Source organism: Chitinophagaceae bacterium (genome assembly GCA_030053935.1).
Lineage (GTDB): Bacteria > Bacteroidota > Bacteroidia > Cytophagales > JASGCU01 > JASGCU01.
On the sequence record JASGCU010000001.1, the window covers coordinates 3,666 to 17,581 of the forward strand.

At 33.9% G+C, this 13,916-nt stretch carries 1 protein-coding gene (only partly in view); it reads right to left on the reverse strand.

Annotated elements, in window-relative coordinates:
• A protein-coding gene (locus QM536_00025; GenBank protein ID MDI9355402.1) for an MBG domain-containing protein crosses the window boundary here: on the reverse strand, window positions 1-13,916 show its end. It continues 30,307 nt past the right edge of the window; only the last 13,916 of its 44,223 coding nucleotides appear in the window; its start codon lies off the right edge, out of view; it ends in the stop codon at window positions 1-3.

Genomic DNA, 13,916 nt, shown 5'->3' on the forward strand with positions numbered 1-13,916 from the left:
TTATTTTATAATTTTTATGTTTTCAATAATTTGATTGTTGTTATCGTAGAGGGTCAATATATATGTTCCTTTTTGGATATTGGTGGTATTAATTATTGTTTTAGATTGTGAGAAGTATCCCGACATTATAGTGTTTCCTTCTATGGATACTATTTTATATGTAGTGGGTATTTCGGCTGTTGATGGGGTTATGCTTATAGAGAGATAGTTTTGAATTGGATTGGGAAATATGGTTATTTTATATTCTGTATTATTTTTCTTGATACCTACTACTATTTGTACGGGTCCGTATACTATTTTATTATCTGTAAGGTTTATTTGTAGAATAAAGTTATTTTCTTTTTCGGTAGCATTGATAGTTGGTGGTGTTTTTTCTTCTATATAATTTACTAATTCGGCACGGACTTTGTATACTTTAGGTATTTCTAATTGCGAGAACATATATGCTCCTGATGCAGATGTTTTTGTGTTTCTTATGATGGTTTCTGTTGTTCTGTTGTTTGGGGTATTTTCTACTATATATAGATATACGGGAACATTTGGCACATTATTTCCTGATGGGTATTTTATTCCATCTACTATGACTGTGGATGCGGCTGTTATTTTTCCGCTAATAATTCCTTTTCCTGTATTTCCTTTAGGTATAGGTATTACATCTATAAATATATCGGGAACGTCTGCATTTGTGACATTAATTATTGTAGCATCTTTAGAAGTGGGGACATCTCCGTAGTATGTAATTATGTAGATGTTTAGGTTGGTAGGAGTAAATCTTATATAATAGGATCCTGGTTTTACTGTTTTATGGAAAGCAAATGCATAATTATCATTTGTTATCTTTACAGAATCTATGGAGTACCCTAGATTTTTAGATATGAGGTGTATTGTGCCTTGAATAGAGGATACACCTGATTTTATTATATTTCCAGAGAGTGTGTAATAAGATTTTACGGTTATTATTTTAAATACGGTAGATGATTTATAAATTCCATTTCCCGTTTGAGTGAGTTTGATTATTATTCTTCCTGTGCCATTTATGGAGAATGATTTGGTTGCAGAGTTATGTGTTATTATGTCGTTTCCTTCTTGTATTTCTATATTTACGGGTAATCCTGATGTAGCTGCTACATTATATGGTATTCTTTTTGGAGTTTCTTTTGGGATAAGGATGAGAGTATCATTTATAACAGCGGGGTCTAGTGTAAATACAATTGTTTGTGCTACTTTTGTATCTTCATGGGGAGATATAAATATTTTTTTAGTGATTTGTGTAAATCTATAGATTGCATTTCCAGGTTGTGTTATTTGAATGGTTACAAATCCGGTATAAGTAGGGTTCCATGATAAAATGGGTTGTGTTCCTGATAGTTTTAAAAACACATCGTTTGTGTTGGTTGGCTTTATAATGCTGTAGCTGAGTGGTAATAAGCTATTAGAATATGCTACTATAGTATATGGGTTTTCGGATGCGTATAAGGTGTCAGGTATGGTTGTAACAATGGTATTAGGGAGGAGTTGGTTATCTACAATAAGTAGGTTTTGTGATATTTGTGGTGCGGGATTATAGTTTTCATTTCCTGGTTGGGAGGCGAGTATAAGTGTGCTTCCTGGTGCGGTTGTATTGATAATACTATCAAATACTACTTGTGCTAATCCATTATCTAAAGAGGTAAATATAACGGGAAGTTTAGAAGATGCTTTAGCTGAAGCGATTGCTTGGTCTCCGACTAAAGTAGGGTTAATGGCATTAAATGTTATGGATTGGTTTGCTTTTAGTACTGATAATGTTGTTTCTACGGTATTAGATGATGGGCTGTAATTGTTATTTCCTGGGTGATACGCTCTGATTGATATTCCTGATGGTTGTGCGGATTTAATGGTAATAGTAGCTCCTGTATTTATATTGTTCTGTATGTTTATTTTTGTGCTGGATGAGCTGAAAAATAGTGGTATTGCTGCGCTTGTGGATATGTTAACTATAAATGGAGCGTCTCCATACGTTTTTTGAGGGATTGTAAAAGATGGGTTTATAGTTTGGTTTCCTCTATTAATTGTGACACTATGCGTTATAGTTTTTGGTAAGTAAAATTCATTTCCCACTTGGGTTATATATACATTCATTTGTCCTAATTGCAATACTTTGATTTGAGTATTATTTATGGGATTACCTATACTTGTGTTTGAAGTAGAAAGCGTGATGGGTAAGGAAGAGGATGCTGTAGCATTTATATTAATGGTAAGATTTGGAATATAGACATAGTTTCTTGGTAGAGTTTCTATAAATGTTATGGATTGTTCTTTTTTAGAAACTGTGCATGTAATAGAAGCTGTTTTAGGGTAATAATTTTCATTTCCTGCGGATACAGCAATTAGTGTGAGGTATTGTCCTGTTGGGGTGACTCCTATGAAATTTGCTATGTATTTTCCATTACTTTGGGTTATACTTACTATAGATGAAGAAGATATAAAAGTGATAGGTATATTGGATATAAGAGGGATTAGTATGCTGGAGGTATATGCTTTTAGTGTGGTGGTGTCACTGTATCGGAATCCTGTTTGTGTGGTGTAGTTAGGGTTAAAGTTTATGAAATAGTTATTACTTTTACTAATAGTAAGAATGGTTGTGTTTGTGTGTGCGTTATAGATATTAGTTGTTATTCTAGTTGCTGTGATAGTAGTTGTTCCTGCTTTATTTACTTTTATGTATTGGGTATTATTTCGGGTAACGATTTGTGCTATTTGTGTATTAGTTATAGAATATTGTAATGGCAGGTTTGTTATATTATCTCTTTGGGCAATAGTTACGAGGGTATCGGTTGCTTCTCCAAAGACGAGATTTCTGGTAGCAATAGAGAAAGAAGAGTTTATTTTATTAATAGTGATGGTTTGAGAAACAGATATTGCGGAATCATAATTTTCGTTTCCTATATGTTTTGCTTTGAGAGTAGTGGTTCCCGCTGCTATAATTCTGATAGTTTTAGGAGGTATTATAGTTGCCACTTGAGTATTAGAGCTTTCGAATATAATGTTGCTGTTATTATTTGTAATTGTAGAATATGCTACAATATTATTTGTGTTATTTTTATCGTTATTTATGATAATATCTAGTCCTGTGGCATTAGGAGGGGTGTAATTTGCATAGTTTTGGAGTTTGAAAGTGAGGGTTTGTGTTCCTTTTTTGATTATAAGTTGTCTTGTAATAGAAGTTGCGGGATTATAGTTTTGGTTTCCTGTTTGGGTTGCCAATATGTTCACAGTTCCTATTTTTTTAATGGTAACAATACCGTTATTTCCGAATACATCGTTGTTAAGAGATACGATAGCAGAATCTGCACCATTGGATAGTATATATTTGATAGGTAGAAGAGAATTGGTGGATGCGTTCAGGTTAAAAGTAGGTGAGTTTGTTGTTTTTTCTGCTATTTGTGGGAATTCTATTCTTTGATTTCCTTTGGATATGGTAAGGATATAGTTTTTTGGGGTAGCGTCATCATAGTTTAGGTTTCCTACTTGTGTTGCTTGTATAGTAGAAGTTCCTATGGATAACATTCTTATAGATGCACAGTTACAATTTCTTCCGAATAAAGCGCTATCTATAACGAGTATATTAGTAGATGCGGATGTAAATCTTACATTATTTCCAGATCCTCCGCCTGTTGCTTGAATTCTTATGAGAGAATCTCTGACGTAGAGTATAGTAGGTATGTTAGCAAAAGTAATAGTTTGTTGATTTCCTCTTACTGCGAATTTTAATGTATCTGGTATAGCATTTAAGAAGTTATCATCCTCATCTTGTGTTGCAATGAGAGAGATTGGTTGTTGGTTTGTGGTTTTTGTTGTGAATATTATTTTGTTATTTCCATTTTGTGAAATAAGAGTATATGCTTGTGTATTTGAAGAGGTGATTCTAAGAGGTGTTATAGATCTTCCGCCGGATATATTTATAGGAATAGTATCACCTATTTTTACATTTGCAAGTTTGGTGAGATTGTTATAATTATATTGAGGGGTATTTTTATTGAATGTAAGTGTTTGAGTTCCTTTATTTATTACAAAAGGTATAATAATTGAGTCCGTTTTATTATAATTATTATTTCCTGTTTGGGTTATTTTTATTGCTGTATTACCTGCTCTTATGAGTTTTATCGTCCATTGGTTTGTATTTTGGTTTGTTTTATATGCGATAATATTTGTATTTGTAGGGTGTAGTAGAGTAGGATGGACAGGTGTTATGGTTATGGGTAGAGAAGAGGTTGCTTGAGGTTCTATGGAGAATAGGGAGTCAGTTGTTCCGAATGTTTTATGAGTAATAGAAATAGGGTTTATAGTTTGGTTTGCTTTTGTAATAATAATAGTTCTGAAGGTGCTATCTTTGGCTATAGTGTCTAGATGTGGCGGGATTCCAATTGGGCTTTCAGTTATAGCTCTTATGTTTACGGTTCCTGTATTTTGAGGTTCTGCTATCCATTGGTTATTGATTTCTAATATTCTTATGATATTTGTATTTTGTGCTGTGAAAGAGACATTTCTTTGAGTAGATACTTCTGTTGGGAGTAGGTTTAGATACAGTGTTTTTATGTTTGTGATATTGATTTGGGTAGAATCTATTTTTGCAAAAGTGACTTTATCGGGTATAACAAAGGATACTGTTTGTTTTACAGGGAGTATATTTATAGTTCTCGTGAGTATATTAGAAGCGTTAAAGTTGGTATCAGAATGTATCCATGCGGTTAGGGTTATAGAACCTATTCCTTTGATAGATCCTTTTTGTTCTCCGTTCATGTTTATAATGGTTACAATTTTGGTATCGGAGCTGGAATAAGAAATGGGGATATTACTCAGTGTGTTTCCATATTTATTAAAGAGAAGGTTGAACAGAGAATCTTTTTTATATGTAAAAGTGGTTGTTGTTTGGGATAGGGCAATGTTTTGGTTTACTTTATTAATGGTTAAGATTTGGGATCGCGGTATAGAATTTTTATAATATTGATTTCCGTATTGGAATGCTGTTATTTGTGATGTTCCTGTATTTTTAATTGTAATGTATTGTTTTCCAAACAATGTAATTGTATCTGCTACATAGGTATTAGAGCTTGAGAATCTTATTGGTAGAGTGGAATTTGAGGTAATAAATCCTTGTGCTATATCTACATTTCCTTGTCCGTATTGGTACTGTGTTGATGGTATTTGGCGGAAAGTTAGGTTTTGGTTTGCGCTATCTACAGTTATATTCATTGTATATATGGGAGATCTATAGTAGTTATTGTCTCCATTATAAAAGATAGATATAGAGGCAGTTCCTATTCCTTTTATTTTTAGTTCTCGAATAGAGGTGTAATAGTCTTTGTTAGATAGTACTTGTATTACTGAGTCATTTGAGGAAACAAAGGAGTAATTTAAGTTTGGTGGTGTGAGAGTTCCTGTTGGGAAGAAAGTATATTCAGGGCTATATTCTCTTGTGCTATTAGAGAATCCTGTTATTACTGTACTATTTTTATATAATGATTCATTTGTTATAGTATCTACGGTAATAGTAATTGTGGTGCTTGTAGCTGGGTTTATGTATTCGTTTCCATTTCTTTCCAGTGCAATGGCAAATGTTCCTGTTCTTTTGAGTGTTATGATAGGTTGTTGATTTTGGTATGTTATGGTGGCTACATTTGTGTTAAGGGATATGAAAGTAATATTGGGTAAGAGAGATTTAATTCTTGGATCTGGTGCATTACTTGAGTCAGAATTTGCAAAAATAGAATAGTAGTAGTTGGTATTTGCATAATCTATTGGGATGGTATTATTTGCTTGGATGCTGTCTATATATATAGGATTTGTATTGAATTGTCCGTATCCATTTATTGCTATATTTTGGTTTGCTTTTTTCACAAAGAATATTCGTGTTAGAGTGCTCATATCGTATTGGTTATTTCCTGGTTTTAAGGCAGTAATGGTAGCACTTCCTATTTTTTGTGGGGTTGCTTTTCCGTTGATTATGGATATAATATCGGTGTTGCTGCTGGTATAAGAGAAGGTTGTTTGTGGTATTCCTCCTGTTGCTTGGAGTGTGTAGTTATCTCCGTATATAAGGGTATCGGGACCTGGGAATGATATAGTTTGTTGTCCATTATCTATGGTTATAGAATATTTTTGGGTTTTTGAGTTATAAAAAGTATTTCCTATGGAAGTTGCTATTATTGTGTCTTGTCCTGTTTCAAGAATGTTTGCAATATTTCCTTGTATGGATATAATATCATTTCTCATAGAATTGAAAGTAATAGGGAGTTTTGAGGAAGATGTTGCGTATATGTGAATAGTATCGGGATTATAGGTTCTGATTCTTCGTGTAGCTGGTGTATTAACAAAATGTATAGTTTGGTCTAATTTATTGATGTCGAGGTTTATAGTTACGGGGGCGATTGCATTATAGAGATCTGAGGGGAGAACTTGTGCGGTAAAGCTTGTTATTCCGGTAGATTTTAGGAGTGCTTTATTGCTATTGACTATGGTGAATAAGTTTGTATTATTAGAAGTGTATGTTATTACAGATTGTTGGGAAGAGAGAGAGTCGCCGAGTGTAATAATTTTATTAGGAGCGTATGTAGTTTCTTTATAGAGAGGGAAATCATTAGTAAAGTATTGATTTGCTTTATTGATGGAGAAAGATTGTGTGATGGGTGTTGCTGATTTATAGGAAGAGTTTCCAATTTGGTTTGCTGTAATAGATGCAAGGGTTCCAAAAGGTATTGTTCCTCGTAGAGTCATGGTGTCATTATTTATTTGGATTCGGGTATCAGATGAGGTATAATTGATAGGAAGTGTGTTTATATCTCCTGATATAGAATCGTGGGCTGTAGCTTGGAGTTTATATTTGTTTGCATATATTTGGGTTGGGATTGTGGGAAAGTTGATGGTTTGTCTGTATTTTACGTTTATGAGATGTGTTATAGATGCTGATGCGATAGTGTCGTTTCCTGGTTGGGTAGCGGTAATGATGATATTTCCTGCATTTTTTATAGTGAGGAGTGCTCTTCCGTTTGTTCCGTTTTGAATGCTTGCGGCATTGGTATTAGAAACAGAATATACGATATTGTTCAGTAATTTTGTGGAGTTAGTTTTTATAGTGAAAGCTATCTCGTTTGTATATACTAAGCTGTCTTCTATTGGTGTTCCGTTATTTTTAGTAATTGTAAGAGTTTGTGTTTGTTTTTTTACGATAAATGGAATCGATGTTAGTCCGGGGTTATATATTGCGTTACCTGTATTAGATGCTATTATGTTTGTTTTTCCGACAGATTTTATACGAATGTTTACTGTGGAGTCAGTTGGAGTATTGATAGTATCAGCAATAGGGGTATTTGAGATGGTCCAGGTAAATGGAATAGTATTTGATGATTTTGCTTTTAGTATAAAATTGGCGTCACCATAGGTTTTTACTATGGAATCGATGGCAATAGTTCCTGTGGGGGTTTCTTTTATTTGTATTGTTTGGAGGGACAGATTGTTTACAATTATTGTTTTATATACGGAGTCCGCTGGGGTATAGTTAGAATTACCTGTTTGGTTTGCGATTATGGTTACTGTTCCTGGTTGTTTGAGAAGTAATTTGATAACATTTTTATTATAAGAAGATATTCGTGCGGAATCTTGTGGTTGGAAAGAGTGTTTTATACGGAGTTGTGCTGTAGAAAGTGTGTCTACTTTGATAGAATCTCCAATATTTTGGTATATCGTTTGAGGGAGAGATACAGATTGAGATGCTTTATTTATTCGTAATTTTATTTCTCCTTGGGTTTGGTTGTAATTATTATCTCCTGATTTGAAAACACTAATGACAGCAGTTCCTGCGCCGAGAATGTTTATTGATGAATTGTTTATGAGTGCTATACTTGTGTTGGAAGAAGAATATACTATAGGTATATTATTTCCTGAATAAGAAATGGGGATATACAAAGGAGTATTTCCAAATGTTTCTATGAGTGAATCGGGGAAAGAAAGTGTTTGAGATGCTTTATTGACGGTGATAATAGTTTGTGTGCGTGCAGATTCATAGTATGCATTGCCACTTTGGTAGGTATGTAGTGTAGTTGTTCCTGTTGATTTTATTTTTAGGTTGGTGAATGTATTTCCATTTACTACAAATGTAGAATCTTTTATTACAGAGTTATCGGGGAGTATGGAAAAGATAAGTGGTTCTCCTGATGTGGTTTGGATATTATTGATAAAGATATTTTCTTGGTTAAAGGTAAGAGGGTTAGGGATTGTAAAAGAAATGCTTTGTTGTCCTTTTCTGACGTTGAGTATTCGAGAAACGCTGTTTGCGGGGTTATAAATATTATCTCCGTTTTGAGAGGCGGTTATCATAGTAGATCCTACACTTTTTACATTAATAAAGGTATTTCCTGATGTATTTATAATAGATGCGACAGATGTGTTGCTACTATTTAAGGTAATAGGACTTGAAGAGATTCCTCCGCTTATGTTTCTATTGGTTAATCTGATGAATAGATTTGATTGGTAGGCGACGGTGGTATCATGAGACGGGGTGTAGGGTGATAGATCAAAAGAGAGGTATTGGTTGATTTTACGAATATTTATTTTTTGAGCAACAGGGGTAGCTGGTGCATAATCGGCATTTCCGTATTGGTATGCAGTAATAGTAACAGAACCTGGAATATTTACTATGAGGGTGTCGTTAGATACTCTAGCAATATTAATATTTGATGAGGTGTAAGTAATGTTATTTTCGGTAAGATTATTATTAGAATATACCTTTGCTTGTAATTTTATTTTTAATAGGGTCACAAATGTAGTGTCCACAATACTTGTATCTCTCAAAGGTAAGAATATGATATTTTGAGGGTTCAAAGAGGTAACGTTGAGTATTTGAGTTGGTTGAAAAGAAGCGGGGTAGTAGTTAGAGTTGCCTGTTTGTATAGCAAGTATGGTTGCTTGTCCTTCTATACCTGTGAGTTGTATGGAATCTTGAGATGGTCCTATTATTTGGGCGATATTTGTATTTTGGCTTATAAAGGTGACGGGGAGTTGAGAGGAAGAGGAGGCGTTCAGTTTAAACTTTGTGTCATATATATTTTTAGTAGGGATTGATGGGAAGGTAATGCTTTGATTTGCTTTTTCTATTTGGAGAGTGATATGCGTATGGGTAGGGTTATAGTTATTATTTCCGGATTGTATTGCGAATAGTTGTGTGGTTCCTACGCTGTGTATTTGTGCTGTATCTCTTTTAATAATGCTTATGATAGTATTTGATGATGAGAAAGATATGGGGAGGTCTGATGTAGAATATGCATATTGGCTGAGAGAAAATTTATTGGGAGTAAATATTTTCGTAATTATTGTGGATGTAGTAGTTATAGATTGGTTTGCTTTTACTACTGTGAGTGTAAGGGGGATAGAGTTAGCAGAGAGGTAGTTTTGATTTCCTGTTTGGGTTGCGGTTATGGTAATAGTATTGGAATTATTGGAATATGCTCCATTTATTTGAACGTTATTTTGGTTTGTTATAATAATTCTTGTATCTGTGGATTGGTATGTGATTGGCAATCCGGAGGAAGCGGTTGCTTGGGTAATGATAAATGATGGGTCTCCAAAAGTTTTTATAAGAATACTATTCAATGAGATAGATTGTGATTTTTTTGATAGAGAGAGTATTTGGTATATGGAGGTAGAATTATATGCGTTATTTCCTGCTTGTTCTGCGTATATAGTATCTATTCCTGCAGAAAGTATGGAAAGTATATATGCATTATTAATAATATTTATATCAGATATGTTGTTATTTCTATTTCTGAAAGATATTGGGAGAGAGGAAGTAGCAGTAGCTGTAAGTGTAAATGGTTGGTCGCCAAAAGTTTTTTGTGGAATATCAAAAGTTATAGATTGAGTTCCTTTTTGGATAAATATATTTTGAGGAAATGCTACAGATGCATACAATTGATTTCCATTTTGTTGTGCGGTTATGGTTACGGGTCCTGTGTTTTTTATGAATGCAGTATCATGAGCTATAGAAACTATACTTGGATCGGATGATATGTAAGAAACAGGAATAGATGCGGAAGAGTATGCGGAAAGGACAAATAATCTATTTTGATATGTTTGAGGTGCGATTGTCGGGAAAGTGATTACTTGTGGTGCTTTTTCTATTCGTATATATATAGTTTGAGAAGATGGGTTTGTGTTTGCATTTCCTGTGTTAGAAGCGGTTATCAAAACTTCTCCAACTCCTGTTATTATGGCATTCGTATAAGTAATCCCTGTTCCGTTTATATATTGGGAAGTTGTAAGATAAATAAGATTTGTATTGGAACTTATAAAATGAGTAGGGATAGAAGCGTTAGAAGTAACAGATATGATGAAAGCAGGATTTCCATATCTTTGTAGTGTATCTATATTATTAAATGTAAGTGTTTGTGTAGATAGTGGATTGGGTCCGTCGTTCGTAACAGTAATAATAAGAGAGTCAGAAGTAGGGTTGTAAGTACTATTCCCTGCTTGGTACGCTACAATGGTAGTAGAATTGACAGAGCCGATTGCTCCTAATTGTTTTTGAACGATGGCATTTCCTTGAATGGTAGCGAGATTTGTATTTCTGCTTGTGTATGTAATTATAAGTCCTGAAGAGGCGGATGCATGTATTATAGTATTAGGTGCGGTAGAAGAAGTCGTTATGTTTACCAAACCATTTATAGTTTGGTTTATTCTTGATATGGTCAGAATATGTTCTATGGGAAGGGCTGGTGAATAGGCATAATTTCCTGGTTGGGAAGCGGTGATAGTAGTAGTTCCGTTTCCAATAATAGTAATGGAATCATTGAATACGGTAGCGACTTGGCTATGAGAGCTTGTGAAAGCAATGGGGAGCAATGATGATGCGGATGCTATAAGTTTGAATTTAGTATTTACCGTTCTATTGAGAGGGGTAAGGTTAAAACTAATAGTTTGGATTGCATGTATCACTCTTAGGTTTATAGATACAGGAGTTGCGGGATTATATTTTGCGTTTCCTGGTTGAGAAACTATTATCTGAGCAGTGCCTGCTCCTACGATACGGAATGAATCTGTGTTCTGTATTTGTTCTAGGACAGCAGAGTTAGATATATTGTAGCGAGCAGAGAGTTCTGAGTTTATAGAAGGGGTTAGTTTTATTTTTTTTCTTTCTGCGTATTGTAATAGAGTATCTTTTAGGTTTGTGATAGTTTGATTTGCTTTATGAATAGTTATCACAAAGGTTTGAGTAGTAGGATTGTAATTTTCATTTCCTGATTGGGATACGGTCATAGATACTGTTCCTGCTCCTTTTATTACCAAGGTATCTTGAATGAAAGAAACGATTGTTGTGTCGTGGGATACATATTGAGAAATAGGTAAATAAGAAGTAGCAGTGATGGTATTTAGTTTATATTTGGTTTTGCTATAGATGAGAGTAGTAGGGGTATAATGTATGGTTTGGTTTGCTTTTTGGATAGTGAGTGGTATTGATATTTGTGTTTTGTATGTTTCTGCGTTTCCATTTTGGGTTGCTGTTATGAATACTTTTCCTGTTCCTACGATAGAAGCGGTTGTACCTTGTATTTTGACAATAGATGTATTAGAAGATATATAGTTTATAGGAAGATGGGCAGAACTTTGTGCATTAAGAGCAAATGAGCTGTCTGTATATTTTTTAGGAGAAGTTACATAGAATTCTGATATGGTTTGGTAGTTTTTATTGACAGAGTATGTATAGCTTTGTATAACGTCATTAGGTGTAGTTCCTGTTTCTGCGGATATAAATATTGATCCTGTATTATCAATAGTAGATGTGAGGTGGTTTGTAGTGAGATTATAAGGAGATGGTGCTATGGTATTCCATATATTATTTTTATATATCCATACTTGTGGTATGTTGTTTTCTATTGCGGATTTGTAGATAATTCCTTCATTATCTATGAGTATATGAGGGTAAGAACTGGTTCCAAATCCTTGTGTTCCTAAGTCGTTCCATGTGCTTCCGTTATAATATTTTGTAATGAGAGAGGATATGTTATTAAGATATGCTATGTAAGGTATATTATCTGGTCCAAAAATTATTGGGGAGCTTACATTTCCGGAAGTGAGAGTTGTGCCGACAACTCCTACACTTATCCATGTATTATTTTGATATCTGTATGTTTTCAGCGAGCTCGCGTTATTTACAGTAATATAAGGTATATTATCGTGATCAAAAGACAGTTTTCCATAGGAGTTCGTAATAGATGTTCCTAAGTTCACCCAGTTTGTTCCTTTGTTTTTTATTATATAAGTAGCATTATCTGTTATTTTTCGGAAAGAAACATAGAGGGTATCGTATTTATCAATTGCAAAATGGATATAATTAATATTATCGGGTAAGGAAGAAGAGTTCAAGATGGTTTCCCATGTTTGTGTAATTTTATTATATTTTTTGAGATTTGCTTTATTCGTTCCATCTACGTAAGCAATATATGGATTTCCATTATTATCAAGATTCATAAGAGAGTTAGTGCCTACCCCTGCGTTTCCTATATCTACAAAAGATTGTCCTTGGTATTTTAAAAGAGATATAGAACCATTTGTTTTTCTAATAGATAGGTAAGGTACGTTATTGATTTTATCTATACCTAATGAATGTTCAGTAGATTTTATGAGTACTGGAGCGGGTGTAACGTCTGAAACGATATTATTTTTAATAGTTTGAACTCTGAGAGTATTTGCAAAATTACGAGATATAGATGCAATCATTGGTTCTTTATTTACATTTACAGAGAGAGATGCATCGGATGAAATGCCTGATGAGATGGGAATAGGAGTGTTCCATGCATTTGTATTTATATCAAATTTACTGTAATATATTAAGTTATCTGTTCCGATTCCACATGGGGAATTTGTTCTGAATACTATGTGCGGTATGGTATCTCTATCTAACACAAGAGTTGGTTTTTCGGATATGTTAGATTGGCATCCTGATGGGTCTGATGCTCCTGCACTGTTCCATACGATTCCTGCTATTCCTTGGAATGTACTATTTCCTAAGTCTGTCCATATATTTTTGCTATATTTTTTTACTCTCAATTTTTGGATTGTTCCTGTTTCTTTGAAAGCGACAAAAACATCACCATTAGGTGCAACAGCAATAGAAGTATAGAGAGCATTTGTAGATATGTTTCCTATATTTTCCCATCCTGTAGTGGTATTCTGTATAGTTATTTTATAAATATTAAGTCCTGTGTTATCTATGAGAGAGGCGTACGCTGTATCTTGTTCAGATATTGTTATGTCTATGTTATTTCCGTCTTTTGATATGCTTCTTATAGTATCCCATTTGTTTTGCGATGTGTTATAAAAATAGAGATATAATTTGGTTCCTGTGTTTGTAAATATATATGGTTTTCCTTTGTGGTAGGTGGTAATATTTCTCCCTGTTGTTGGTATCTCTCCCCTATTTCCTAATACGTTCCATTCATTTCCGTCGTACTTCATTGCAGTGATATTATTGTTTTCTGAGGCATCTTGGAAACTTGTGTATATATTATTGGCAGAGTCAGCTGCGATGGATATATTTGTAGCAAAAGTTATGGAAGAAAGTGAAGCTGTGGAAAACGATTTTGAACCTACGTATTTCCATTCGTTATTTTCTAATGTTCGTATTGCTGCGGTGCCGTTACCGTCTTGGAAAGCGGTATATATAGTTCCTATTGAATTTACATATACGGATGTTTGGTTGAGTAATATACTTCCTTCTGCGGGTGAAGATGGTATAGGTGCAAAGCGTTTTGTATTATCTACAACTGTTGTATTTATTCCATTAGTAATACTTGGTTTTACTTGAATAACAAATGTATTATACAAAGAAGTATATTCTGAATTTCCATTGTTCGTTGCGGTAAGTGTGGTATTTCCTATTCCTT